Source organism: Stenotrophomonas sp. GSD10, assembly GCF_056172695.1.
The window spans coordinates 975,513-1,000,238 of sequence record NZ_JAOCMC010000002.1; the positions used below are offsets into that span (position 1 = coordinate 975,513).

The following is a 24,726-nucleotide window of genomic DNA, read 5'->3' on the forward strand; positions in this document are numbered from 1 at the left end:
GGAACGGATGTTATATTATTCCATAACGATTCGCCGACCCTGCTGGAAGTCATGTCCCTGTCCTCACGCCTGCGCCACCTGCTCGACCGTTTCGGTGCCACTGGTTCGATGCTGTGCGCGGTGCACTGCGCGGTGATTCCCGTGCTGCTGGCGGCGGCGCCTTCGCTGGGCCTGTCGTTCTGGCTGAGTGATGGCGTGGAGCAGGCTCTGGTGGTGTTCGTCACCCTGCTGGGGCTGTTCAGCCTGGTCTGGGGCTACCGCCGCCATGGCGCGCTGCGTGCGCTGGGCTTCCTGATTCCCGGTCTGGTCGCGCTGTGGGCCGGCGTGCTGTACGACCCGCTGCACCACAACGCGGTGCCGCACGCGGTGGTGATGACCATCGGTGGCCTGCTGGTGGGGGTTGCCCATCTGGTCAATCTGCGCCTGAACCACGGCCACGTGCACGACGCAAGCTGCGCGCACTAGGCGCTCCGTGATAGGATTTTCGATCGTGCGCGGGGGCGCCCAGCAAGGCGGCCCCGCCGAACCCGTGTCAGTACGGGGTAACCAGATTTCACACTTGAGGAGTTGAAGACATGGGTAAGGGTGACCGCAAGACCGCCAAGGGCAAGCGCTACAACGCCAGCTACGGCAACGCCCGTTCGCACACCGCGAGCAAGGTCGCCGTAGGCGCCGCCGCCCCGGTTGCCAAGAAGACCGTGGCCAAGGCTCCGGCGAAGAAGGCTGTGGCGAAGAAGACCGTCGCCAAGGCCTGATCCGGCCGACCGACCGGTCCAAAGAAAACGCGGCGCCTGGCGCCGCGTTTTTATGCGCGTTTCTGTAGAGCCGAGCCCATGCTCGGCTGGCGCAATGCAGCCGGGCATGGGCTCGGCTCTACGGGGAAGTCAGCGCAGCGTCTGCTTCAGCGTTTCCGGGTTGCCATCATTCGGCGCGGCCGGTACCTGCAGCAGGTGGGCCAGCAGCGGGTAGACATCCACGTTGTCGAACCCGTCGATCACCAGACCCTGGCGGAACGATGGGCCGCCGGCCACGAACACCGCGCGCATGGATGGCAGTGCGTTGTCGTAGCCGTGCGAGCCGCGGTCCTGCTGGACGCGTTTGGCGAGCTTCTGCTGGTGCAGCGCGTCCCAGCCTTCGTCCATGTTGCAGACGATGGCCGGAATGCGCGGATGCGTGCCGTAGTGCCAGCGCGCCGGCAGGTTCTCCTTCTTCCAGCACTCATAGTGTGCGTGACGGCCGAGCAGGGCGCGTTCGGCTTCGGCCTCACGGCCGGCCACCGGCGAAAAGCCGATCGACTGGCCCTGGCTGACATTGCGCGCGATGGCGGGGTCGACCATCGATTCGGTGGAAATCACCTGGCCTTCCGGCACCGACGCCATTCCGTGGTCGGACACCACGATCACGTTGGTGGTGGCGGCCAGGCCACGTTGCTGCAGGCCATCGAGCACCTGGCCGACAATCAGGTCGGCACGGGCGATGGCCTCGGCGTACTGCGTCGATTCGGGGCCGTGGTTGTGGCCGGCCTTGTCCACATGTTCCATGTACAACGTGGTCAGGCGCGGTGCATCGGCGTCGGACTGTGCCAGCCAGTCCAGCACGATGCCGGCGCGCTGCTCCAGCGGCTCCTTGCTGTCGTACACGCGCCACTGGCTGGGGCGCACACCGCCGATTGCCGATTCGCTGCCCGGCCAGGAGGTGGTGGCGGTACGCACGCCGACCTTCTCGGCACCGACCCAGATCGGTTCACCGCCCCACCAGCCGCTGGTGGTGACCGCGTCGCGGTTGCTCAGTTCGAAACGGCCCAGCGCTGCATCGTCCATGCTGTTGTTGACGATGCCGTGGTGGTCCGGGCGCAGACCGGTGACGATGGTGTAGTGGTTGGGGAAGGTCAGTGAGGGGTACGAAGGCGTCATCCAGCGTGCGCGGACGCCGCCGTCGATCAGACGCTGCAGGTTCGGGGTCAGACCGCGATCGAGTGCGTCGGCGCGCAGGCCGTCGATGGAGATCAGCAGCAGCTTCGGCGGCGCGGCCGCAGCGACAGCGGTGGGAGCGGAGGCGGAAGGGGCGGGCGCGGTGGTGCAGGCAGCCAATGGCAGCAGCAGCGCCAGCGAACAGGTCAGGCGTACGGAAGTCATCCATGCATGATAAGCGGCTGCAATGACGCGCCCAAGACACGGCGCCGGAAAGCGCGCCGTGTCCACGCATTTTCCTTATCCCCGCGCCTTCGGCGCGCCCCCTTCAACAAGAAGGGGCTCCTCACCAGAGGCACTCCGCAAACCCATCCAGCGTGTCGACCAAGGTCGACACCTACCAACAGCCACTCAACCTTCAGGCAAACAGCGGGGCCTGGCGTTGTTCCAGGCGCAGCAGGGCGGCCTTGGTTTCCAGGCCGCCACCGAATCCGGTGAGGGCGCCATTGCTGCCGATCACCCGATGGCAGGGCAGGATGATCGGCAGGGGATTGCGCCCATTGGCCGCGCCCACCGCGCGGGTCGCACTGGGTTGGCCCAGGTGCTGCGCCAGTTGCAGATAGCTCCAGGTCTGGCCAAACGGGATCAGTGCCAGCGCCTGCCACACGCGCAGCTGGAACGGCGTGCCGCGCGGTGCAAGCTCAAGATCGAAGCGGCTGCGCTCGCCATGCAGGAACTGCAGTAGCTGCTCGCGTGCTTCCGGGAGTGCATCCGGTGCGTAGTGCCAATCGTCGCGGCCGCGCGCCGGATGGCGGTTCTCCGGGAACAGCACATGCGAAAGGCCACGCTCGTCACCGGCGATGGTCAGCACGCCGATCGGGCTGTCGAAGCGGTCGAACAACAGGGTCATGACGATTCTCCAACGAAAGTGCCGGACAGGTGCCACAGGTGCAGCACGGCGTAGGCGCGCCACGGGCGCCACGGTTGCGAGCGTGCTTCGGTGGCACGTTCGCTCAGGCGTTGGCCCTGCGCATGGCCCAGGACCTGCTGCAATACCAGGTCGCCGGCGGGGAAGGCATCGGGTTGGCCGAGGCCGCGCAGGGCGATGTACTGCGCCGTCCACGGTCCGATGCCGGGCAGCGCCACGCAGCGGGCAACGAACTCTTCCAGCGCCTGGCCGGGCCCGAAGTCGAGCTGGCCGCTGGCGCAGGCGGCCGCCAGCGCACGCACGGTGGCCGCTCGGCTGCGCGGCAGGCCGATCGATTCCAGCGGCGCTTCGGCCAGCACCTCGGGCGCTGGGAACTGGCGGTCGAATTCGGAGGGCATGCCGGGCAGATGCGCGCCGTAGGCATCCACCAGCCGCCGCGCGAATGTCGTGGCCGCCGCGACGCTGACCTGCTGGCCCAGTACCGCGCGTACGCCCACTTCGAAACCATCCCAGCCGCCGGGCACGCGCAGGCCCGGCCGTTCGGCGATGCCGCGCGCCAGCAGCGGTTCCTCGCTCAGCGCGGCGTGCACTTGTTGCAGGTCGGCATCCAGATCGAACACGCGGCGCACGCGGCGCACGATGTCCGGAATCAGGCGCGGATCGACCGCGCCCAGCTGCAGATGCAGTTCCGGCCGCTTCGGGTCGGCGGTGACGCGCAGCAGGGTGGGGCGTTCGGGCGTGCCGAGCACGCGCTGGTAGCTGTCCTCGCCGATCAGCTCGATGCCGGGCAGGCTGCGCTTGCGCAGGAAGGCCAGCATGCGCGGGAAATCCAGCGGTGGGCGATACACCAGTCGCAGCACCAGGCTGCCGTCGTCGGCGGCCAGTGGGTGATGCTGGCGGCGCAGCGCGGTTGGCGCCATGCCGCAGCCCTGCAGGAACGCCGTATTGAAGCGGCGCAGGCTGTTGTAACCGGCGGCCAGCGCGACGTCGGTCACCGCCAGCGTGGTTTCGGTCAGCAGCTGCTTGGCCAGCAGCAGGCGATGGGTGGCGTGGATCTGTCCCGGGGTCGCGCCCAGGTGTTCGACGAACAGGCGCTGCAACTGGCGCGCGCTCAGGCCAAGCTTCGCGGCCAGATCGCCCACCGGTTGATCCTGAAGGAAACCGCCATGAATCAGGGCGAGTGCACGCTGTACGGTCTGTCCGGCCAGGGCCTGCTGCGCCTGCGGCGCCAGTTCGGGACGGCAGCGCAGGCATGGCCGGTAGCCAGCTGCGGCTGCGGCGGCCGCCGTCGGGAAGTAGCTGATGTTGCGCGGCTTCGGCGGTGGCGCCGGGCACACCGGGCGGCAATAGATGCCGGTGCTGCGCACGGCGGTGAAGAACACGCCGTCGAAGCGCGCATCGCGGGCCAGACGGGCGCGGTCGCAGGCGGCGGTGTCGAGGGCGAGTGCGGTGTCCATGGCACCAGTCTAGGCCGGTGCAGGCAGCGATACTCGCCACATTCGGACATGGATGCTGAAGGGGGGCAGGGCTGCGCCCTGCACCCGCAGAGGCCAGAGCAACAGCAACAGCGGGCTTCCTGTGGGAGGACGGGGTGGGTCCGGTTGCGGGGGACGCCGTAAACCCGTCCCTGGGGGCTTGGCCGCGGCATCCATGCCGCGGACACCCCCGCAACCGGACCCACCCCGCCTTCGACAGGCTCCTGCAATCTGTCGGGGCAGCGTTCTGAGTTGCTGTTGGTGGGTGTCGACCTGGGTCGACACGCTTTTCCCCAAGGGTCAGAAGGGGTTCAGTGCCACGCGCTGAATGCGCGGCCTGGACGGGTAGACTGTGGCTCTTGCTCAGATGAAGACCGGTTGCCCGATGTCCGCCAAACTCCGCTGGTTGCCCCTGTTGTGCCTGGCCCTGGCGGGCTGCAGTCAGCTGGAGAATCCGGGCAATGTGACCGCTGCCGACAAGGCTGCGCGGGCACCGGCCAGCGATGGCGAGAACATGGTGTCGATCAATGCCGCCGATGCGCCACCGCCGCCGGCGCCGCCGCGCAGCCGGGCCGACCGGCCGTGGCCGCAGGCGCAGCTGGAGAACGGCCGCGCCTGGGTCAGCTGCAGCACCGAATATGCCGGTGACGCCGGCGACGGTGTCGAGCTGGAAGGCCTGCAGCGCGACCAGATCAGCCAGGCATTGGCGCCGTGCGCCGAACGCGGCCTGATGCGCGTGCGCTATGCCGGCAAGATCAATCCGGGCTTCGCCGAGATGATGTGGCGGTTGGCTGCGGTGGCCGATGAACAGAAGATCCACAAGCGCATCCTTGACCTTGATTCCAGCGGCGGCCAGGTGGAATCGGCGATCGTGGCCGGTGACAGCATCGGCGAATCGGGCTGGACCATCTGGGTGCGCGAAGGTTCGATCTGCCACAGCGCCTGCGTGTTCGTGCTGGCAGCTGGCGACAACCGCCTGCTGTCGGGCAAGGTCGGCATCCACCGCATGATGCGCATCAGTTCCAAGGCCACCTCGCGCGCCGAACTCAACCGCGAGCTGCACGAGGTCTACGACAACGTGAAGGACTACCTGCAGCGCAACGGCGTGGCGGTAGGCGTGGCCGACCTGATGATGACCGTGCCCAACCGCAGCCTGCGCCTGTTGACCGCCGACGAGCTGCGCCAGTACGGGCTGGATGGCACCAACGCCGTGCAGGATGATCTGGAACGGATCAAGCAGATGCGCGCCTGTGGCGATGACTTCGTGCAGCGCAAGGATGCGTTCCTGATCGCCTTCGACCAGCAGTGCAAGCGCGAAGGCGCCGACATGGAATCGATCAACAGCTGCGGCCAGGCGCTGAAGCAGCGCTTCGGGTTCCCCGATGCGGTGTGCCCGGAAGAAAGCCCATTGTCGGAGATCGACGTGGCAACGCTGCCGCCGGCGCCATCCGAGCCGTCGCCGGTGGCCGAGCAGCTGCCTGCAGACGCCGGTAGGCCTGCCGCGCAGGCCGATGCGGCTGCCGCGGCGGTGGAAGGCAGTGCTCCCGCGCGCTGACGAGGCGGTCACCGTGCTGGCGTAGACTGCGGTTCTTTCCCCAGAACCGGCGGTGTCCATGAAGCGCGTGCTCCTGCTGCTGTCCCTGATGCCCTTCGCCGCATTGGCGCAGGCGCCTGCACCGGCCACGCCCGCCCCCGCGCCTGCGCGGCCGGCACCGGCATCGCCGGCGGCGGCCAAGCCGCTTACCGCGGGCGCGCCGGCACTGACCGCCGCGCAGCAGGCCCAGGTGCAGAAGCAGGATGCCGAAATGGGGGCCGCTGCAGTGAAGGTCGCGCAGCTGGTCGATGCCAATCGCGCGGGCGAACTGTGGGACGGCGCATCCACGGTCGCACGGCGCGCGGTGCCCAAGGCTGCCTTCGTTACCCAGCTGGCCGGTGAACGCACGCGCCTGGGCGCGATGGCCGGCCGCGGCCAGCCGACCATCACCCGGGTCAAGTACAGCGCGGGTGCGGCCGTACCGGAGGGGCTGTACATCAACGTCAGCTTCCCGACCCGCTTCGCCAACAGCGCACAGCCGGTGCGCGAGCTGGTGTCGTTCCGTTTCGATGAGGACCAGGTGTGGCGCCTGGCCGGCTACAGCCTGCGCGCCTCGGGTCCCTGAGGAGAACGATGATGGCAACCGAACTGACGATGCTGGCCTGGGCGACCCTGCTGGGGTTCGTCTACATCTTCGCCACTTCCACCGTGGTCACCCGCGAGCGTGGCCTGAAGTGGAATGCCTCGGCACGTGATGGCCAGGCCCGGCCGCTCAGCCCGCTGGCCGGCCGCCTGCAGCGGGCCCAGGCCAATTTCCTGGAAACCTTCCCGTTCTTCGCCGCCGCCGCGATTGCGGTGGTGCTGGCCGGGCGTGGCAATGACACCACGGCGCTGGCCGCGCAGGCCTATTTCTGGGCGCGCGTGGCCTATCTGCCGTTGTACGCCGCGGGCGTGCCGTACGTGCGCAGCCTGGTCTGGCTGGTGTCACTGCTGTCGATCCTGGCGCTGGTGTTCGCGCTGCTGTGATCCGACGCTGATCCAGATCAAGGCCGCTCAGCTGCACGGCGCTATGCTGGCGCGGACTGGATCAACGGCAGGAGGCGCGCATGCGCAGGATGGACGTGGTGGTGGTCGGTGCCGGGCCGGCAGGCCTGTGCTTTGCGCGCGCGCTGGCCGGCAGCGGCCTGCAGGTCGGGCTGGTGGACGTGCAGCCGCGCCAGGCGCTGGCCGAGGCTGCCTTTGATGGCCGCGAGATCGCGCTGACCCATGCCTCGCGGCAGAGCATGGAGCAGCTGGGTCTGTGGCAGCGCCTGCCGCATGCCGAGATCGCCGAACTGCGCGATGCGCGGGTGATGAACGGCGCATCGCCGTTCGCGCTGACCTTTGCCAGCCGACAGGTCGACGGCCAGCCGCTGGGCTGGCTGGTGCCCAATCACCTGATCCGCCGTGCCGCGTGGGATGCGGTGCAGGGGCAGGACGGCCTGGAACTGTTCGACGGGCGCAAGGTGCTGGGCGTGCAGGCCGACGCGCAGGGCCATGTGGTCAAGCTCGATGACGGCAGCCAACTGCACGCGCGCCTGCTGGTCGCCGCCGACAGCCGCTTCTCCGCCACGCGCCGCATGCTCGGCATCGGCGCGCAGATGCGTGACTTCGGCAAGTCGATGCTGGTGTGCCGCATGCAGGTCGAGCGCGATCACCATCACACCGCCTGGGAGTGGTTCGGCTATGGCCGCACCCTGGCGCTGCTGCCGCTCAACCAGGGCCAGGCCTCGGCGGTGATCACGCTGCCGCCGCGGCAGATCGAGGAGTTGCTGGCGATGGACGAGGTGGCCTTCGGTGAAGCCATCACGGCCTTCTTCGAGCACCGCCTGGGTCGCATGCAGCCGGTGGCTACGCCACAGGCGTATCCGCTGGTCGGCGTGTATGCGCACCGTTTCGTTGGCGAGCGCTCGGCGCTGATCGGTGATGCCGCGGTGGGCATGCACCCGGTCACCGCGCATGGCTTCAATCTGGGCCTGGCCAGCGCACAGCGGCTGGCACAGGGCATCGTTGATCAGCAGCGCCGCGGGGCAGATATTGCGGCGGCGGGCATGCTGGTCAGCTACCAGCGTGGTCATCGACTGGCGTCGCGGCCGCTGTACGAGGCGACCAATGCAATCGCCAGCCTGTATACCGACGACCGCCGCCCGGCGCGCGTGCTGCGTGCGGCCGGCCTGCGCCTGGCACAGGGCGTCGCGCCGTTCCGGCAACTGATTGCCGCGCATCTGACCCAACGCGTGGCCTGAACCGGTTCAGATCAGCCGGCGGCCAGCACCCGGATCTGGCTGTCGGCGAATTCCACCACCTGGCCTGCGCGGATCTTGCAGGCCTTGCGCAGCTCGACCTCGCCGTCGACCAGGACCTGGCCTTCGCTGATGACCATCTTGGCCTCGCCACCGCTGGTGACCAGGTCGGCCAGCTTGAGCAGCTGCTTGAGTTCGACGTAGTCGCCGTCGAGGTCGAATTCGAGAATCTGCATGGAGCGGGGTTTCCTGGAAAAGGGGCACGGGCCAGCGGCCGGGCCGGGGGAAGAGGGCGCGTATTGTGCGCCAGCACGGGGCATGACGGCACGCGCACGCAAAGCTGTACGCGTTGTTCAGGATCAATGCGGTATCATTCCGCTCTGAGCGAGTGAATCTCCCTCCGAACGAGCAGCGCCAGGGCACGCGATAAGAAGGGCGCCCAAAGCGCGGACCATCCCTTTTTATCGCACTGCCATGCAGATGGCCGTGCCTTTGGAGTTTTCCATGTCCCAAGAATCCCAAGCGCCGCTGCAGTTTGCGCAGCTCGGCCTGTCCGAGCCCGTGATGCAGGCGGTCACCGCCATCGGCTACGAAACCCCGTCGCCGATCCAGGCGGCCACCATCCCGGCCATGCTGGAAGGCCGCGACGTGCTGGGCCAGGCCCAGACCGGCACCGGCAAGACCGCTGCGTTCGCACTGCCGGTACTGTCCAACATCGACCTGCAGCAGATCAAGCCCCAGGCCCTGATCCTGGCGCCGACCCGCGAGCTGGCCATCCAGGTGGCCGAGGCGTTCCAGTCGTATTCCTCGAAGATCCCCGGTTTCCGCGTGCTGCCGGTGTACGGCGGCCAGCCGTACGGCCAGCAGCTGTCGGCGCTGCGCCGTGGCGTGCACATCGTGGTCGGTACCCCCGGCCGCGTGATCGACCATCTGGACCGCAGCACCCTGGACCTGTCCGAGCTGAAGACCCTGGTGCTGGACGAAGCCGACGAAATGCTGCGCATGGGCTTCATCGACGACGTCGAAGCCGTGCTGAAGAAGCTGCCGGAGCAGCGCCAGGTGGCCCTGTTCTCGGCCACCATGCCGCCGCAGATCCGTCGCATCGCGCAGACCTACCTGCAGGACCCGGTGGAAGTGACCATCGCGGCCAAGACCACCACCTCGGCCAACATCCGCCAGCGCTACTGGTGGGTGAGCGGCATGCACAAGCTGGACGCGCTGACCCGCATCCTGGAAGTCGAGCCGTTCGACGCGATGATCATCTTCGCGCGCACCAAGGCGGGCACCGAAGAACTGGCCAGCAAGCTGCAGGCCCGTGGCCTGGCCGCTGCCGCGATCAACGGCGACATGCAGCAGGCCCAGCGTGAGCGCACCATCGCCATGCTGAAGGAAGGCAAGCTGGACATCCTGGTGGCCACCGACGTGGCTGCGCGCGGCCTGGACGTGGAGCGCATCAGCCACGTGCTGAACTACGACATCCCGTACGACACCGAAAGCTACGTGCACCGCATCGGCCGTACCGGCCGTGCCGGCCGCAGCGGCGAGGCGATTCTGTTCGCCACCCCGCGCGAGAAGGGCATGCTGCGCCAGATCGAGCGCGCCACCCGCCAGCCGATCGAAGAAATGCAGCTGCCGAGCGTGGAAGCGGTCAACGACACCCGCATCAACAAGTTCACCTCGCGCATCACCGAGACCCTCGGCGCCGGTGGCCTGGACTTCTACCGCCAGCTGCTGGAGCGCTTCGAGAACGAACAGAACGTGCCGGCCATCGAAGTGGCCGCCGCGCTGGCCAAGATGCTGCAGGGCGATACCCCGTTCCTGCTGCAGGCGCCGGTGCGCGCCCCGCGTGAAGAACGGGGCCCGCGCGAACGCTTCGACCGTGGTGACCGGCCTGAGCGTGGCGATCGTTTCGATCGTAACGATCGTGGTCCGCGTTTCGAACGTGGCCCGCGCCGTGACGACGCCGAAGGCGGTTTCGAGCAGCGCCCGCGCCGTGAGGTTCCGCCGCGCGGTGCGCCGGAGCAGGGCATGGAGACCTACCGCATTTCGGTGGGCCACCAGCATGGCGTGAAGCCGGCCAACATCGTCGGCGCCATCGCCAACGAAGCCGGCCTGGAAAGCCGCTTCATCGGCCGCATCGACATCCACGACGACTTCTCGCTGCTGGATCTGCCGGCGCAGATGCCGCCGGACGTGCTGTCGCACCTGCAGAAGGTCTGGGTGTCCGGCCAGCAGCTGCAGATGCGTGCGCTGGCCCCGGGTGAAGACACCAACCCGGCCCCGCGCCCGTTCAAGCCGCGCTTCGACAAGCGCGGTCCGGGTGGTCCGGGTGGTCCGCGTCGTGGCGGCCCGGGTGGCCCGGGTGGCCACGGTGGCGAGCGCGGCGACCGTGGTGGTGACCGCGACGGCCGCCCGCCGCGCCGTGATGGCTTCAAGCCGCGCGGCCCGCGCAGCTACTGAGCCTCACCCGACGTAGTGGACAACGCCAGCCTCCGGGCTGGCGTTGCCCGTTGTGGCCCACGAAAAAGGGGACGGAGGGGATTAAGTCGTAATTGGCCGGCTGGACGCTTATGCCGAAAACGACTTAATCCCCTCCGTCCCCTTTTTCGCATGGCCCACACATTGCCGGTCATAGGCTGGACCGGTTCCAAGGGAGGTTGTCACCGCAGCACATTCGGGGGATCCGGGATGGGTAGGAGTGGCACGGACCAGCAGCGCCGACGGGTTCCGATGACCCGTGGCCTGGGACTGCGATTTGCGTTGCTGACGGGCATGGCGATCGGATTGGTCGCACTGTCCGCGTTGATCCAGGAGTTGCAGGCGGCGTCCACCGCCTGGATCGCCGGCCAGGGCTACTGGTCGCGGGGGCAGCAGGATGCGACCGCCGCGCTCAGTCGTTACCTGGCCCGTGCGGATGCCCGCGATCTGGACGATGCACGCCAGGCCCTGCAGGTGCCGTTGGGCGATCTGCAGGCGCGGCTTGCGCTGGAACAGGCCGAGCCGGACGTCGGCAAAGCCAGGCAGGGCTTCCTGCAGGGCGGTAACGCGCCTGCCGATATTCCGCGCCTGGTGTTCTCGTTCCGCTATGCGCGCGACATCGGCGCCTTCCGCGAAGCCACCACGCTGTGGCGCAATACCGATGATGACCTCAAAGCAGTGCAGCGGCTGATCGATACGCTGCAGCGGCGGCACCCGCAGGGCGCGCTGCCCGCCGCCGCCCGTGACCTTCATCTGCAGCAGCTGCGCGATCTCGACCGCCGCCTGCAGGTGCAGGCCCAGGCGTTTTCGCAGGCGTTGCTGCGCATGGCCACGATGGTGCGCGTCGCCACGCTGGTGGTGGGTGGATTGTCGGTGCTGGCGATCAGCCTGATGGCGGTCGCGCTGGCGCGGCGCGTCGGCAAGGACCTGACCGAGCATGAAAGCCGGTTCCGCGCGGCCTTCTACCAGGCCAATGTCGGCATGCTCAAGCTTGACACCGACGGCAAGGTGGTCGAGGCCAACCAGGCAATGGCCGACATCCTCGACCATCGCCGCGATGCGCTGATGCAGTTGTCCCTGGGCGACCTGTTGATGGACGGGGAACTGGTCATCGATGGCGTGGGCCGGATCGACTGGGACAGGCAGCTGCGGCCGAGCGAACTGCGTTTCCGGCGCCGCGATGGCAGCCTGGTCTGGGGGCGCTGGAGTGGCACCGGCGTACGCAGCGCCGATGGCGGTTTGTCGGTGTTCGCGATCATCGAGGACGTCAGCCAGAATCACGCCCTGGCCCGCGAGATCGAGCACCACGCCAGCCACGATCCGCTGACCGGCCTGATCAACCGCCGCGAGATCGAGCGGCTGCTGGAGCGGGCGCTGCTGCAGGTGCGCAGCGAGGGCGGCACGCATGCGCTGTGCTACATCAACCTGGACCATTTCAAGCTGGTCAACGATAGTTTCGGCCATGCTGCCGGCGACCAGATGCTGCGCAGCTTCGCCGACTATCTGCTGGCGGCGGTGCGCGACGGCGACTGGGTGGGCCGCCTGGGCGCCGACGAATTCGCGGTGTTCCTCGCCCATGCCGGGCAGGACGAGGCCAAGCGCGTACTGCAGCGGGTGATCCGCAACCTGGGCCAGGCCAGTTTCCCGATGAGGGAGGGCAGCCCACAGCCGAGCTGCAGCATCGGCGTGGTCGAGGTCAACGCCGAGGCGCCGGACGTGAACTGGCTGATGAGCGCCGCCGACAGTGCCTGCTACGCTGCCAAGCAGGCCGGGCGCAACCGCGTGCATTGCTTCAACGAGAACCGCATGGCGCTGGAAGAACGGCGCCGTGAAGCCGAACGGCTGCAGGGCGTCAGCGTGGCGATGGCCGAGAACCGCATGGTGCTGTACGCGCAGCGCATCGCCCGTGTCGACGATCCGCAGTACCTGCACTACGAAGTGCTGGTGCGCATGCGTGGCAGCGATGGCAGCCTGCACCTGCCGGGCCAGTTCATGCCGGCGGTGGAGCGCTACGGCATGGCCGTGGCACTGGACCGGCACGTGCTCGGCCTGCTGTTCCGGCACCTGCAGGTCTGCCCGGCGCATGTCCGGCAGCTGGGGCTGTGCAATGTGAACGTATCGGCACAGTCGATCGCAGAGCCGGGGTTCCTGGCCTTTGTCTGCGATCTGCTGGAACGCAACCGGGCGCTGGCGTCCAAGCTGTGCTTCGAGATCACCGAGACGGCCGCGATCAGCAACCTGAGCCAGGCACGCGCCTTCATCGACGCGGTGAAGGCGCGCGGCTGCCGGATGGCGCTGGACGATTTCGGCTCCGGCCTGTCCTCGTTCGGGTATCTGCGCCAGCTGCCGGCGGACATCCTGAAGATCGACGGTGCGTTCGTGCGTGACATGGATACCGATCCGGTCAGTCATGCCACCGTACGTGCGATCAGCGAACTGGGGCGCGAACTGCAGATGGAAGTGGTGGCCGAGTGGGTGGAGACCGCCGAGGTCGCCGCCGCCTTGACCCGGCTGGGCGTGCAGGGGCTGCAGGGCTATGCGATCGAACGGCCGCAGCCGCTGGAACGGATGACGCTGTCCGAGCTGCGGCCGGCGCGGCTGATCGCGGTGAAGGGACCGCCGGCCGCCGGCTGAAGGCCCGCAGCGACTTTGGTCTACACATGCGACGCTGCGGGGGCTGCGATAATGCCGGCCAGGGGCGACGTGCAGTGGGCGCGGTCGTAGGCAGGAACAGGATGTGGCGTGGGCGGCAGGCAGTGGCGATACGGAACAGGCGGGGTACGGATCGTGCTGCTGCTGTGGTGGGCGATGTCCTGGCCGCTGCAGGCGGCCCCGGCAGCGGCCGGACAGGATTACCTGCTGGTGGGCAGCGCCACCGACGAACCCACGCCGCACCGGGCCTGCACGCCGCAGATGCTTGAAGGACCGCGCCAGCAGGTGCGGGTCGCGGCGCCGCCGGGGGCTGGTCGGGCCAGCCGCAGGCGCTGGATGTGTTCAACGTGTTTGCCGGCGAAGTGCGCGTGCAGCACGGCGATCGCGAGATCTGCGGCAACATGCACGACGCGCGCACCCGCGATTCGCGCTTTCGTGCGGGCATCGGCCTGGTCGCGGTGCCCGCGGCCGGCAGCCATGAACCGTTCCTGGTTTCCTGGCAGACACCACTGAAGGCGCGCTGGGTGCCGACGCTGCGGCTGGGCGCGCCCAGTCCGGTGCAGCAGAACGACACCGCCCGGCTGCTGGTGCGCGCGGCCTGCATCGCGGTGGCGATCGCGCTGGCGCTGTCGGCGTTGATGGCGTTCCTCACCACGCGTGATCGCAGTTTCCTGGTCTACATCGCCGGCACCGCCGTGATGGTGCTGTGGCAGTCCATCCTGGGGGGCCTGAGCGGCTATCCGGAACCGTGGCTGCCGGTGGGCGAACAGGGCGCCTGGTGGCTGCTCGCGCTGACCGCGGCGACCCAGGCGCTGGTGTTGCCTGCGCTGTGGCGGCTCAATGGCGGTGATCGTCTGCTGCCGCGCTCGCGCCCGGTCCAGCTGCTGGCGCTGTGGGGGCTGCTGGGCGTGGCGGTGCTGGTGCCGTGGCTGCAGCGCGATGGCCTGGCCTGGGTGGCACGCGGCCTGCAGGCGTCCTACCTGCTGGGCTGCGGCCTGGCGCTGGCCGTGGGCGTGTGGGCGCGCTGGCGCGGCGACCGCTGGGCGCAGGCCGGGCTGGCGGCGCTGGCGCCGATGCTGGTGCTGATCGTCGCCGATGCCTGCCGTGCGGAATGGCTGCTGGAGTACCGGGTAGAGGCGCTGCAGCTGGCCGTGACCTGGCTGCTGATGATGGCCGCCTACGCGTTGAACCAGCGCCTGGGGCGGCTGCGCCAGCAACGCGATGAACTGCGCCAGCTGGCCGAGACCGATGGCCTGACCGGGCTGCCCAACCGTCGCGCCGGCCTGCAGCAGCTGGCCCGCCAGCTGGAACGGGTGGACCGCGAGCGTGGGCCACTGGTGATCGGTTTCCTCGACATCGACCTGTTCAAGGACATCAACGATCGCCATGGCCATGCGGTCGGCGATCAGGTGCTGGTGGCGGTGGCGCGCGCGCTGCGTGCAGCGGTACGCAGCCAGGACCAGGTGGTGCGGATGGGCGGCGAGGAGTTCCTGCTGCTGATGCCGGGCATGCCGCGCGAGGCCGCGTCGGCGCGCCTGGAGCGGCTGCGCCAGCGCATCACCGAGGCGGGGCAGGCGCTGCAGGTGCCGGGCCTGGAGGTGACCGCCAGCATCGGCCTGGCACAGTGGCGGCCGGGCGAGGACGATCTGGCGGCGCTGCTGCGCCGGGCCGACCATGCCATGTATGCGGCCAAGCGCGGCGGCCGCAACCGCGTGTTCGACGGTGAAACGCTCGATCCCCCTGCACCGGCATGAGGCGCGCCGGGCGGCGATACCGGATAATGGTGCGATGACCACCCGACTCAACAAACATATCGCCGATACCGGCTTCTGCTCCCGTCGCGAGGCCGATCGCCTGATCGCCGCCCGCCGGGTCACCGTCAACGGCCACCCGGCCGGCACCGGCGCGGTGGTGGGCGAGGAAGACCAGGTGCTGGTCGATGGCCAGCCGCTGCGCGCGCGCGTCGCACGCAAGCCCGGCACCCGCCGCCACGTCTACATCGCGCTGAACAAGCCGGTGGGCGTGACCTGCACCACCGAAAGCTCGGTCAAGGGCAACATCGTCGACTTCGTCGGCCACGAGCAGCGCATCTTCCCGGTCGGCCGCCTGGACAAGGAGTCGGAAGGGCTGATCCTGATGACCAGCAACGGCGACATCGTCAACCAGATCCTGCGCGCCGAGAATGGCCACCAGAAGGAGTATCTGGTGGCGGTGAACAAGCCGGTCACCGACGAGTTCCTGCGCGGCATGGCCCGCGGCGTGCGCATCCACGACCAGATGACCCTGCCGTGCAAGACCTCGCGGATCGCCAAGTTCGGTTTCCGCATCACCCTGCAGCAGGGCCTGAACCGGCAGATCCGCCTGATGGCCGCTGAATTCGGCTACCGCGTGACCCAGCTGCGCCGCGTGCGCATCGACAACATCAAGATCGGTGCGCTGAAGCCGGGCCAGTGGCGCAACCTGACCGAACAGGAACTGCAGGGCCTGCTGCCGAAGCAGCTGGACTGGTAGTGCCGGCCGCTGGCCGGCACCCTCGATGTGCGGATTGCAGCCCGGCATCCGCTAGACTTCGCAGTGACCTGCCGGAACGTGACGCTGCATGATCAAGCCCGACAAGCCTGCCAATGAAGCCCTTCGGCTCGAGGCGCTGTACCGCTACCGGATCCTCGATTCGGAGCGTGAGAAATCCTTCGATGACCTGGTGGTGATCGCCAAGGCAGTCTGCGGCACCTCGATGGCGGCGGTCACCCTGATCGATGTCGAGCGGCAATGGTTCAAGTCGATCCAGGGCATCGACGCGGCCGAGAACCTGCGCAGCGAGTCGATGTGCGGCCACGCCATCCTGCAGCCGCAGGAAATCATGGTGGTCGAGGACGCGCTGCAGGACATCCGCTTCCATGACAACCCGGTGGTGGCCGGCGACCCGCATATCCGCTTCTATGCCGGCGCCCCGTTGATCAGCTCCGATGGCCTGCCGCTTGGCACGCTGTGCGTGTTCGATGCACAGCCGCAGCACCTGGCCCACGACAAGGCCGAGGCACTGGCCGCGCTGTCGCGGCAGGTGATGCTGGTGATGGAGCTGCGCCGCTTCGCGCTCGACATCCAGAAGCACATGCTCGAGCGTGACGACTACGAACGCCTGCTGTCTGAATACCAGGACGTGCTGCTGGCGCAGAACGCCGACCTCACCGAGCAGAGTCGTACCGATGCACTGACCGGGCTGCCCAACCGTCGCGCGATGGCGGCGGCGCTGGACCAGGCGGTGGCCGTAACCGACGGGCAGCCGGGGCTGGCCTGCGTGGCGCTGCTGGACATCGACCACTTCAAGCACATCAACGATTTCCAGGGCCATGCCACCGGTGACCGGGTGCTGGCCGAACTGGGCGTGCTGCTGCGCTCGCACTTCGCCGGCCGCGGCATGGCCGCGCGCTACGGCGGCGAGGAGTTCGTGGCGGTGATGCCCGGCACCGACCTGCGCACGGCCGAACTGCAGTGCGAGTTCCTGCGCCTGGCGGTGGCCGACCTGCCGCTGGGTTTCCCGGTCACGATCAGCATCGGCGTGGCCCAGCACCAGGCCGGGGAGAGCGTGGATGACACGCTGGCGCGCGCCGACCGGGCGCTGTACCGGGCCAAGGGCAACGGCCGCAACCGGGTGGAACGGGCCGACTGAGCCCCCGCCCGGTAGATCCACGCCCTGCGTGGATGCTTTTTCCGATGGGATAACGCTGTGTCGCGGCCTGTGCGATTGCATGGCGCGAACATGGCGTTCCTGTTCCCCGGACCCGCCCATGCTGCAGACCCTGGCCATCGCCCATTACCGTTCGCTGCATGGTCTGGTGCTGCCCCTGCACCCGTTGAACGTGATCACCGGTGAGAACGGCAGCGGCAAATCCAGCCTGTACCGCGCACTGCGCCTGCTGGCGGAAACCGCGCAGGGCGGGGTGGCTGCCGTGCTGGCCCGCGAAGGGGGCCTGGGCTCGGCGCTGTGGGCCGGGCCGGAAACGATCGACCGTCGCGTCGGCGCCGGCGAGATCCCGCTGCAGGGCGGCCCACGCCAGGCCGCAGTGGGGTTGAAGCTGGGCTTTGCCACCGACGATTTCGGCTATGCCATCGACTTCGGCTATCCGCCCCCAGCCATTCGGCGTTCGCGCTGGATCCGCAGATCAAGGCCGAAGCGATCTGGGCCGGGCCGTTCCTGCGCAGCGCCAACCTGCTGGTTGATCGCCGCGGGGCGACCGTGCGACGGCGCCATGCGCAGGGCTGGGAACGGGTCGATGACCGCCTGTCCGTGTTCGACAGCCTGTTCACCCAGGTGGCTGACCCGCAGCGCATGCCCGAGACCCTGGCCCTGCGCGACTACATCCGCCGATGGCGCTTCTACGACCATTTCCGCAGCGATGCCGATGCGCCCGCGCGCCAGCCGGCGATGGCCACGCGCACGCCGGTGCTGCATCACGATGGACGCGATCTGGCTGCGGCGTGGGTGACCATTGTCGAGATCGGCGATCCGGTCGCATTGGCGCGCAGCGTGGACGATGCGTTCCCGGGGGCGACGGTCGGGTTCGAGGCACTGGACGGGCGCCTGGCCCTGCGCTTCCACCAGCCCGGCCTGCTGCGGCCCTTGTCGATGGCCGAGCTTTCCGACGGCACGCTGCGCTTCCTGCTGCTGGCCGCGGCGCTGCATACCCCGCGCCCGCCACCGCTGCTGGTGCTCAACGAACCGGAGAGCAGCCTGCATCCGGACCTGCTGCCAGCGCTGGCACGGCTGATCATTGCCGCCAGCGCACGCAGCCAGGTGTGGGTGGTGTCACATGCCAGCCGCCTGATCGCGGCACTGGAACAGGCGCCGGGGTGTCATTCGCTGCACCTGCACAAGCAACAGGGCCGCACCCTGCTGAGTGGCCAGGGCCTGCTGGATGCCCCGGCATGGCACTGGCCACAGCGCTGAGCCGTCGATTCGGCTCCGGTAGATCCACGCCCTGTGTGGATGCACTCAATCGGCGATGTTGCGCGCCTCGGCCGTGCCGAGGATCTCCGGGTGCTGCACCGGCTTGCGGCGGTTCAGCAGTGGGTGCAGGAAGACTGCGCCGACGATGATCGCTACGCCCAGGTAGAACCACGGCGTGACCTCGTGCTGCTCGCGCAGCAGCACCACCGCCAGCAGCACGGCGTAGACCGGCTCCAGGTTGGTCACCAGCTGCACCGTGTAGGCGCTGAGATGGCGCAGTGCGACCAGGGCCAGGGCGAACGGCAGCAGCGTGCAGAAGCCGGCCAGCACCAGCAACAGGAGGCCGTCATGCAGGTCCGGCACCACCCACAACGGGCTGGCCAGTGCCGGCAGCAGGTACGGCATCAGCGGTGCCAGCAGAGTCAGCGTAAGCGTGCCGGCGCCCAGTTCCAGCGCGGTGACGGTGAGTGGGTCGGCATGGCTGACCATGCGCTTGTTGAGCGAGCCGAACACGGCCACCAGCAACGCTGACACCGCGCCGACCAGCACGCCCAGCCGCATGCCATCGGGTACGCCACCGACCACCAGCGCGACGCCGGGCAGCACGGCCAGGCCGAAGGCCAGCTCACGCAGCTGGAACGGCCGCTTGGCCACCCACGGCTCGATGATCGAGGTGAACACCGGCGCCAGTGCGATGCAGGTGGCGGCCACGGACGCATTGGCCAGTTTCACCGCGCCATAGAAGGTCAGCCAGTGCAGGGCAACCAGCGCGCCGATGCCAGCGTAGCCGGCCACCACGCGCAGGGGCAGGGTGCGCAGCCCGCGCCAGACCCGCGGCAGCAGGGCCAGCATCGCCGTCACCAGCAGCATGCGCCACCACACCAGCGGCAGCGCGGGCAGGGTGATCAGCTTGCCGAGGATGGCGGTGACGCCCCACAGCAGGACACAGAAGTGGATCTGCCACAGCGCTTTGCGGGTGTCGGGTGTGCTCATCGGTGTATTGTGCGGCAATCATGCGGCCGCCGGTGATGCCTGTGGCATGCTCGCGCAATCGCCCTGTGGGAGCGGCACATGCCTGGCAATCGTTGCATGATGCGTGGATGGGCCGTGCTGACTGCACTGCTGGCCTTCGTCTCGCTGCTGCTGCAGTACCTGTTGCTGCTGCACGGGCCCGGAAGGGAGGTGGGCATCGGCACGGCGACGCTGCGCTTCTTCGGCTACTTCACCATCCTCAGCAATCTGGCGGTGTGCCTGGCCTGCATCCGGCTGGCGTGCGGGCGACCGGTGCGTGCAGCGGCTGCGGCGGCCATCGCGCTGTGCATCGGAGTGACCGGCATGGTTTACCTTCTGACGCTGCGTGGCCTGTGGCAGCCGACCGGGCTGCAATGGTGGGTCGATGCCGGTCTCCACTACGGCGTGACGGTGTTGTATCTGTTGGGATGGTGGCGGCTGTTGCCGCACGGGGCGCTGCGTTGGCGCATGCTGGGCGGGGTGCTGCTGGTGCCGCTGGCCTATCTGGGCTGGGCAATGCTGGTCACGGCCGTGACCGGGCAGGCACCGTATCCATTCCTGGAACTGCAGCGACTGGGGCCGGCAGCGTTCGCGCTCAACGTGCTGCGCGTGGCGGGCGTGTTCGTGATGGGCTGGACCCTGTTGTGGGGGCTGGATCGCTGGCGAGGTCGATGATCCGCTGCAGCGCCATCGCCGCCGCCGGATTGCGTACCTTGCCCGCACCGATGCACAGCAGGTAGACCTCGCGTGGTGTTTCCGCGGCGGGCCCGGCCAGGCACGGCAGGTCATCCACCGGCTCACCGCGCGACCAGCGCCGGGCGCGTTCGCTCCAGCGCTGTTGCACGCTCGCCGGCAGACCCTCGTTCAAGCGCGCCTGGCTGCGCTTGATCCGTGCGTAGACGAAGCCGGCGCTGACATCGCCGTGCAGTGGTGCCTCGTCGCTGTCCTCGATCACCAGCGCCACACCATGCGTACGTGCAGCGGCCACCAGTGCCGGGCCGTGCGCCTCGGCGTTGCGGACTTCCAGAGCGTGTTGCAGCGGCACGCCCTCCAGCTGCTTCGGCAGCTGCGCCATCAGCGTCGCCAGCATGGCCGCATCGGCCGGATGGCGTGGATCGAACTGCCACAGCAGCGGGCCCAGCCGATCGCCGAGCGCAAGGGCGGCCTGCAGGAAGGGGGCTGCGGCCTCCACCGTGCTGGACAGGTCCCGGCGCTGCACCAGGTAACGCGGCGCCTTCATCGCGAAGCGGAAGCCGTCCGGCGTCTGCGCGGCCCATTGCGCGCACTGGCTTGCGCTGGGCGTGCGATAAAAGGTGCCGTTGATCTCGATGCAGCGCAGCGCACGGCTGGCATGTGCCAGTTCTTCACGTTGCGGCAGGCCGGCGGGATAGAACACGCCGCCTCGCCATTGCGGAAACACCCAGCCACCGATGCCACAGCGGATGGCGGCGGTCACTGGCCGTGGTCCGCGCGCCACGGATCGTAGCTGCCGAACCACCACAGGTAGCCTTCCGGGTCGGCGCAGGCATAGCCACGACCGCCGTAGTCCTGGTCGGCGATGTCGATGACGATGCGCGCTCCGGCCGCCTTGGCCCGCGCATAGTGCGCATCGGCATCGCTGACGATCACGCAGGCACTCTGGGTCTGGCGGCCGCCGACCTCGTTGGGCAGGGCGGTGTGTTCGCTCCACGCGCTCTGGTTGCCGGCCGAGCCGAGCATGATCATGCCGTTGCCGAAGGTAAGCTGCGCATGGAATACGGTATCGCCATCGGCATACACCGCCTGCGCATGAAAGCCGAACGCGCGCTGCAGCCAGTCGATGGCGGCCAGCGCATCGCGGTAGCGCAGGCACGGAATGATGGTGGATCCATTGCTTGCTTGGCCGTTCCCGCCCATGACACCCCTCCTATGGCACAGGGCAGGATCGACCGGGGACCGTTACCATCGCGCGAAACCCCGGTGACGGCCTGCACATGGCCGCGACCCCTGTTCGGAGATGGTGCTGGATGAAGACCTGGATTGGAGGAGCCGTGCTGCTGGCGTGCACGACCATGGCGAGCGCGTCGACCCCGGCGCCGCTGCAGGATCTGGATGCGACGGTCGAGCGCGTGCGCGCGCAGTTCGACGTGCCCGGCATCGCCGTGGCCGTGGTCAAGGATGGCCAGGTGGTGCTGGAACGTGGCTGGGGCGTGCGCGAGCTGGGCAGGCCGGAGCCGGTGCAGGCCGACACGCTGTTCGCCATCGCCTCCAACACCAAGGCGTTCACCGCTACCTCGCTGAATCTGCTGGCCGAGGACGGCAAGCTGAAGATGGACGACAAGGTGATCGATCACCTGCCGTCGTTCCGCATGTCCGACCCGTTCGTGACCGGGCAGATGACCATCCGCGACCTGCTCTCGCACCGCAGCGGACTGAGCCTGGGCGCCGGCGACCTGCTGTTCTGGCCCACCACGTCCTACAGCAATGCCGAAGTAGTGGAGCGGCTGGGGAGGGTGCCGCTGAAGGGCGGTTTCCGCGAGAGCTATGCCTACGACAACATCCTGTACGCGGTCGCCCAGCAGGTGATCGAGCATGTCTCCGGCATGAGCTACCAGCAGTTCCTGCAGACCCGCATCTTCGACAAGGTGGGCATGGCCGGGACGCGCTACAACGCCGACCACCTCAAGCCGGGCGACAAAGCTGCCGTCGGTCACGCCAAGTACGATTTCAAGGACCTGCGCACCGTTGCGCCGCTGACCTGGTCGAACAACGCCGGTGCCGGTGGCATCTATTCCAGCGCACACGACATGGCGCGCTGGATGCAGGTGCAGTTGGCCGAGGGCAAGCTGGCCGACGGTACTCCGCTGTTCTCCGAGAAGAGCCAGCAGCAGATGTGGCGGATGATCACGCCGCAGTCGATCCCCGCGCCGAGCGTGCCGGAGCTGGCGCCTGCACGGGCCAATTTCGCCGGCTACGGCGAAGGCTGGAGCCTGAGCGACTACCGCGGGCAGAAGCTGGTCTGGCACACCGGCGGTTGGCCGGGCATGGTCTCGCGGCTGACCCTGGTGCCGGGCCAGAAGCTGGGCGTGGTGGTGCTGACCAACCAGGAGGTGGGCGCGGCGTTCAACGCGATCACCCTGAGCGTGCTCGATGCCTACCTGGGCGGTGAAAAGCACGACTGGGTGGATGCCTATGCCAAGGCGGTGGCCAAGGGCCAGGACAAGGCCGACGAGGCGTGGGCCAAGCACCAGAGCGCACGCGACAAGGGCAGCCGGCCATCGCTGGCGCTGGCCGCCTATACCGGGACCTTCCGTGACCGCTGGTACGGCGACATGCAGGTCAGCGGCGACGGCAAGGGCCTGCGTCTGCGCTTTGCCAGGACCGCGCAGCTGAGTGGGCGCCTGGAGCATTGGCAGCACGACACCTTCATCGTGCGCTGGGATGACCGCTCGCTCAACGCCGATGCGTTCGTGAACTTCAGCCTGGACCCGGACGGCAAGGTGCGCGAAGTGCGCATGCAGCCGATTTCCGACCTGACCGATTTCAGCTTCGATTTCCAGGACCTGCTGTTCACCCCGGTGAAATGACGCCGCCGGGTGTGGCCCGGCGCTACCGGAAGCCGGGCATCGTCGGCCGGCGTACACATCCGGCGTGGGATACTTCGCCGGCTATTGATGGCGAGGGAATGCGATGTTCCGTTGGTTTGAATCCCTGATTCCGGTGTTCCCGCCCGTGGACGGGCGCATGCCACCGCGCAAGGTGTTTCCGTTCTACCTGCACTACCTGCGCCCGGTGTGGCCGGTGCTGCTGGCCACGCTGATCGCCGGCCTGCTGCTGGCGCTGGTGGAAGTGGCGATGTTCGATTACCTGGGCCGCATCGTCGACATGGTCGCCGAACGGCCGGGTGCCGACTTCTTCAGGCGCCACGCCAATGAACTGGGCTGGATGCTGTTCATCACGGTCATCGCGCGGCCGATCCTGGTCGCCCTGCACAACCTGCTGGTCAACCAGGCCATCGTGCCCGGCCTGAGCAACCGCTCGCGCTGGCTGATGCACAACTACGTGGTGCGGCAGAGCCTGAGCTTCTTCCAGAACGACTTCGCCGGCAGCGTGGCCAACCGGGTGATGCAGACCGGTACCTCGCTGCGCGAATCGGCGGTGCAGATGGTCGATTCGCTCTGGTACATCGTGGTCTACACCGGCACCGCGCTGTACCTGTTCGCGCAGGCCGACTGGCGGCTGATGGTGCCGCTGATCCTGTGGCTGCTGGCCTATGCGGTGATCCTGTTCTACTTCGTGCCGCGCGCGAAGGAGCGGGCGTGGATCGCCTCCGAGGCGCGTTCCAAGGCCATGGGCCGCATCGTCGATGGCTACACCAACATTCCCACGCTGAAGCTGTTCGCCCATGGTGGACGTGAGCAGGCCTACGTGGCCGAGTCGATCCAGGAACTGGCGGTCAAGCACCGCGCGCAGACCCGCATCACCACCGGCATGGACCTGACCATCGCCATCGTCAACGGTTTCCTGATTGCCGGTACCTGCGGGCTGGCGCTGTGGCTGTGGAACGGTGGGCACATCACGGTCGGCGCGATCACCCTGGCGACCGGCCTGGTGATCCGCATCCACAACATGTCCGGCTGGATCATGTGGACCATCAACGGCATCTTCGAGGACATCGGCACGGTGCAGGATGGCATCACCACCATCGCCCAGCCGCTGACCGTGCAGGACCGCGACGATGCGGTGCCGCTGCAGGTGACCCGCGGCGGCGTGCACTTCCAGGACATCCACTTCCACTATGGCAAGAAGGGTGGGGTGATTGCTGGCCTGGACCTGGTGGTCAAGCCGGGTGAGAAGATCGGCCTGGTCGGTCCTTCCGGTGCCGGCAAATCGACCCTGGTCAACGTGCTGCTGCGCCTGTACGACCTGGAGAGCGGCCGCATCCTGATCGACGGCCAGGACATTGCCTACGTCACCCAGGAAAGCCTGCGCCAGCAGATCGGCGTGGTCACCCAGGACACCTCGCTGCTGCATCGCTCGATCCGCGACAACCTGCTGTATGGCCGCCCGGATGCCAGCGACGAGCAACTGCACGCGGCTGTGGCCAAGGCGCGCGCGGCCAGCTTCATCGACACACTGGTGGACGGGCAGGGCCGTCGCGGCTACGACGCGCATGTCGGCGAGCGCGGCGTGAAGCTGTCCGGTGGCCAGCGCCAGCGCATCGCCATTGCCCGCGTGCTGCTGAAGGATGCCCCGATCCTGGTGCTGGACGAGGCGACCTCGGCGCTGGACTCGGAAGTGGAAGCGGCGATCCAGGACAGCCTGGACGAGCTGATGGGCGGCAAGACGGTGATCGCGATCGCGCACCGGTTGTCGACCATCGCGCGCATGGACCGGCTGGTGGTGATGGACCAGGGCCGCATCGTCGAGACCGGCAGCCACGCCGAGCTGATTGCGGCCGGTGGCCTGTACGCGCGCTTGTGGGCGCGGCAGACCGGGGGTTCGTTGCCGCCGATCAGTAGCACTGCG

19 protein-coding genes and 3 pseudogenes are annotated in these 24,726 nt (G+C 68.3%); 15 read left to right on the forward strand and 7 right to left on the reverse strand.

Features of this window, described 5'->3' with window-relative positions:
* The first annotated feature begins 51 nt into the window (after positions 1-51).
* Both N4G47_RS04695 and N4G47_RS04700 read left to right on the forward strand, forming a co-directional pair.
* A complete protein-coding gene (locus tag N4G47_RS04695; RefSeq protein ID WP_008264835.1) occupies positions 52-465 on the forward strand; it encodes a MerC domain-containing protein in 414 nt (137 codons plus the stop codon).
* Positions 466-575: 110 nt separating this feature from the next.
* Positions 576-755 carry a 30S ribosomal protein THX gene (locus tag N4G47_RS04700; RefSeq protein ID WP_010483110.1) on the forward strand — a complete coding sequence of 60 codons (180 nt, stop codon included), beginning with the start codon at positions 576-578 and terminating at the stop codon, positions 753-755.
* A 129-nt stretch (positions 756-884) separates the two neighbouring features.
* On the opposite strand, the gene N4G47_RS04705 is transcribed toward N4G47_RS04700, so the two are convergent.
* The 3 genes from N4G47_RS04705 to N4G47_RS04715 all read right to left on the reverse strand — a co-directional run bounded on the left by N4G47_RS04705 (position 885) and on the right by N4G47_RS04715 (position 4,295).
* Entirely contained in the window at positions 885-2,135 is a 1,251-nt protein-coding gene (locus N4G47_RS04705) for an alkaline phosphatase family protein (RefSeq protein WP_475285534.1), read from the reverse strand.
* Between the two features lie 193 nt (positions 2,136-2,328).
* Positions 2,329-2,820 (reverse strand): methylated-DNA--[protein]-cysteine S-methyltransferase, encoded by a 492-nt coding sequence (locus N4G47_RS04710; protein WP_309337418.1) that lies wholly within the window; start codon positions 2,818-2,820, stop codon positions 2,329-2,331.
* Positions 2,817-4,295 (reverse strand): DNA-3-methyladenine glycosylase 2 family protein, encoded by a 1,479-nt coding sequence (locus N4G47_RS04715; protein ID WP_475285536.1) that lies wholly within the window; start codon positions 4,293-4,295, stop codon positions 2,817-2,819. Before N4G47_RS04715 ends, N4G47_RS04710 begins: the two co-directional genes overlap by 4 nt.
* 403 nt (positions 4,296-4,698) lie before the next feature.
* Between N4G47_RS04715 and N4G47_RS04720 the strand changes: the two genes are divergently transcribed.
* From N4G47_RS04720 to ubiM, 4 genes are all read left to right on the forward strand, one after another.
* Positions 4,699-5,868: a COG3904 family protein gene (locus tag N4G47_RS04720; protein ID WP_475285538.1), complete on the forward strand. Its 1,170-nt coding sequence runs from the start codon at positions 4,699-4,701 to the stop codon at positions 5,866-5,868.
* A 58-nt stretch (positions 5,869-5,926) separates the two neighbouring features.
* On the forward strand, positions 5,927-6,472 hold the full coding sequence (locus N4G47_RS04725) for a DUF4019 domain-containing protein (protein WP_475285540.1): 546 nt from the start codon (positions 5,927-5,929) through the stop codon (positions 6,470-6,472).
* An 11-nt stretch (positions 6,473-6,483) separates the two neighbouring features.
* Positions 6,484-6,873, forward strand: a complete 390-nt coding sequence (locus tag N4G47_RS04730) for an MAPEG family protein (protein ID WP_475285542.1) — start codon at positions 6,484-6,486, stop codon at positions 6,871-6,873.
* A gap of 80 nt (positions 6,874-6,953) precedes the next feature.
* A complete protein-coding gene (gene ubiM, locus N4G47_RS04735) occupies positions 6,954-8,132 on the forward strand; it encodes a 5-demethoxyubiquinol-8 5-hydroxylase UbiM (RefSeq protein WP_475285544.1) in 1,179 nt (392 codons plus the stop codon).
* An 11-nt stretch (positions 8,133-8,143) separates the two neighbouring features.
* On the opposite strand, the gene N4G47_RS04740 is transcribed toward ubiM, so the two are convergent.
* Positions 8,144-8,365: an RNA-binding S4 domain-containing protein gene (locus N4G47_RS04740; protein ID WP_006426190.1), complete on the reverse strand. Its 222-nt coding sequence runs from the start codon at positions 8,363-8,365 to the stop codon at positions 8,144-8,146.
* A gap of 268 nt (positions 8,366-8,633) precedes the next feature.
* Between N4G47_RS04740 and N4G47_RS04745 the strand changes: the two genes are divergently transcribed.
* The 6 genes and pseudogenes from N4G47_RS04745 to N4G47_RS04770 all read left to right on the forward strand — a co-directional run bounded on the left by N4G47_RS04745 (position 8,634) and on the right by N4G47_RS04770 (position 18,207).
* The gene (locus tag N4G47_RS04745) at positions 8,634-10,589 is read left to right on the forward strand and encodes a DEAD/DEAH box helicase (protein ID WP_475285546.1); all 1,956 of its coding nucleotides are present in this window, start codon (positions 8,634-8,636) and stop codon (positions 10,587-10,589) included.
* 228 nt (positions 10,590-10,817) lie between these two features.
* A complete protein-coding gene (locus N4G47_RS04750) occupies positions 10,818-13,241 on the forward strand; it encodes a putative bifunctional diguanylate cyclase/phosphodiesterase (RefSeq protein ID WP_475285548.1) in 2,424 nt (807 codons plus the stop codon).
* 108 nt (positions 13,242-13,349) lie between these two features.
* A pseudogene (locus N4G47_RS04755) lies at positions 13,350-15,013 on the forward strand (sensor domain-containing diguanylate cyclase).
* Positions 15,014-15,047: 34 nt separating this feature from the next.
* Complete coding sequence (locus N4G47_RS04760) at positions 15,048-15,770, forward strand: pseudouridine synthase (RefSeq protein WP_107230300.1); 723 nt, start codon at positions 15,048-15,050, stop codon at positions 15,768-15,770.
* A gap of 88 nt (positions 15,771-15,858) precedes the next feature.
* Positions 15,859-16,929, forward strand: a complete 1,071-nt coding sequence (locus N4G47_RS04765; protein WP_475285551.1) for a sensor domain-containing diguanylate cyclase — start codon at positions 15,859-15,861, stop codon at positions 16,927-16,929.
* A gap of 118 nt (positions 16,930-17,047) precedes the next feature.
* Positions 17,048-18,207 (forward strand): annotated as a pseudogene (locus tag N4G47_RS04770) (AAA family ATPase).
* Between the two features lie 45 nt (positions 18,208-18,252).
* Here N4G47_RS04770 and N4G47_RS04775 read toward each other — a convergent pair.
* Positions 18,253-19,200 carry a DMT family transporter gene (locus N4G47_RS04775; RefSeq protein ID WP_309337448.1) on the reverse strand — a complete coding sequence of 316 codons (948 nt, stop codon included), beginning with the start codon at positions 19,198-19,200 and terminating at the stop codon, positions 18,253-18,255.
* Positions 19,201-19,314: 114 nt separating this feature from the next.
* Between N4G47_RS04775 and N4G47_RS04780 the strand changes: the two genes are divergently transcribed.
* On the forward strand, positions 19,315-19,893 hold the full coding sequence (locus N4G47_RS04780; RefSeq protein WP_475285553.1) for a Pr6Pr family membrane protein: 579 nt from the start codon (positions 19,315-19,317) through the stop codon (positions 19,891-19,893).
* On the opposite strand, the gene N4G47_RS04785 is transcribed toward N4G47_RS04780, so the two are convergent.
* Positions 19,814-20,674 carry a DUF72 domain-containing protein gene (locus tag N4G47_RS04785; protein WP_475285555.1) on the reverse strand — a complete coding sequence of 287 codons (861 nt, stop codon included), beginning with the start codon at positions 20,672-20,674 and terminating at the stop codon, positions 19,814-19,816. The genes N4G47_RS04780 and N4G47_RS04785 overlap by 80 nt on opposite strands.
* On the reverse strand, positions 20,671-21,114 hold the full coding sequence (locus N4G47_RS04790) for a VOC family protein (RefSeq protein WP_475285557.1): 444 nt from the start codon (positions 21,112-21,114) through the stop codon (positions 20,671-20,673). Before N4G47_RS04790 ends, N4G47_RS04785 begins: the two co-directional genes overlap by 4 nt.
* Positions 21,115-21,224: 110 nt before the next feature.
* Here N4G47_RS04790 and N4G47_RS04795 point away from each other — a divergent pair, with 110 nt between their 5' ends.
* Together N4G47_RS04795 and smrA are read left to right on the forward strand one after the other, a co-directional pair.
* Positions 21,225-22,784, forward strand: a complete 1,560-nt coding sequence (locus N4G47_RS04795) for a serine hydrolase (RefSeq protein ID WP_475285559.1) — start codon at positions 21,225-21,227, stop codon at positions 22,782-22,784.
* A 103-nt stretch (positions 22,785-22,887) separates the two neighbouring features.
* A pseudogene (smrA, locus tag N4G47_RS04800) lies at positions 22,888-24,719 on the forward strand (multidrug efflux ABC transporter SmrA).
* The last annotated feature ends 7 nt before the right edge of the window (positions 24,720-24,726 follow it).

Bases quoted from the DNA above. Each gene is read 5' to 3' on its own strand.
- N4G47_RS04695 (WP_008264835.1), top strand. From the start codon at position 52: ATGTCCCTGTCCTCACGCCTGCGCCACCTGCTCGACCGTTTCGGTGCC.
- N4G47_RS04700 (WP_010483110.1), top strand. From the start codon at position 576: ATGGGTAAGGGTGACCGCAAGACCGCCAAGGGCAAGCGCTACAACGCC.
- N4G47_RS04705 (WP_475285534.1), bottom strand. From the start codon at position 2,135: ATGACTTCCGTACGCCTGACCTGTTCGCTGGCGCTGCTGCTGCCATTG.
- N4G47_RS04710 (WP_309337418.1), bottom strand. From the start codon at position 2,820: ATGACCCTGTTGTTCGACCGCTTCGACAGCCCGATCGGCGTGCTGACC.
- N4G47_RS04715 (WP_475285536.1), bottom strand. From the start codon at position 4,295: ATGGACACCGCACTCGCCCTCGACACCGCCGCCTGCGACCGCGCCCGT.
- N4G47_RS04720 (WP_475285538.1), top strand. From the start codon at position 4,699: ATGTCCGCCAAACTCCGCTGGTTGCCCCTGTTGTGCCTGGCCCTGGCG.
- N4G47_RS04725 (WP_475285540.1), top strand. From the start codon at position 5,927: ATGAAGCGCGTGCTCCTGCTGCTGTCCCTGATGCCCTTCGCCGCATTG.
- N4G47_RS04730 (WP_475285542.1), top strand. From the start codon at position 6,484: ATGGCAACCGAACTGACGATGCTGGCCTGGGCGACCCTGCTGGGGTTC.
- ubiM (WP_475285544.1), top strand. From the start codon at position 6,954: ATGCGCAGGATGGACGTGGTGGTGGTCGGTGCCGGGCCGGCAGGCCTG.
- N4G47_RS04740 (WP_006426190.1), bottom strand. From the start codon at position 8,365: ATGCAGATTCTCGAATTCGACCTCGACGGCGACTACGTCGAACTCAAG.
- N4G47_RS04745 (WP_475285546.1), top strand. From the start codon at position 8,634: ATGTCCCAAGAATCCCAAGCGCCGCTGCAGTTTGCGCAGCTCGGCCTG.
- N4G47_RS04750 (WP_475285548.1), top strand. From the start codon at position 10,818: ATGGGTAGGAGTGGCACGGACCAGCAGCGCCGACGGGTTCCGATGACC.
- N4G47_RS04760 (WP_107230300.1), top strand. From the start codon at position 15,048: ATGACCACCCGACTCAACAAACATATCGCCGATACCGGCTTCTGCTCC.
- N4G47_RS04765 (WP_475285551.1), top strand. From the start codon at position 15,859: ATGATCAAGCCCGACAAGCCTGCCAATGAAGCCCTTCGGCTCGAGGCG.
- N4G47_RS04775 (WP_309337448.1), bottom strand. From the start codon at position 19,200: ATGAGCACACCCGACACCCGCAAAGCGCTGTGGCAGATCCACTTCTGT.
- N4G47_RS04790 (WP_475285557.1), bottom strand. From the start codon at position 21,114: ATGGGCGGGAACGGCCAAGCAAGCAATGGATCCACCATCATTCCGTGC.
- N4G47_RS04795 (WP_475285559.1), top strand. From the start codon at position 21,225: ATGAAGACCTGGATTGGAGGAGCCGTGCTGCTGGCGTGCACGACCATG.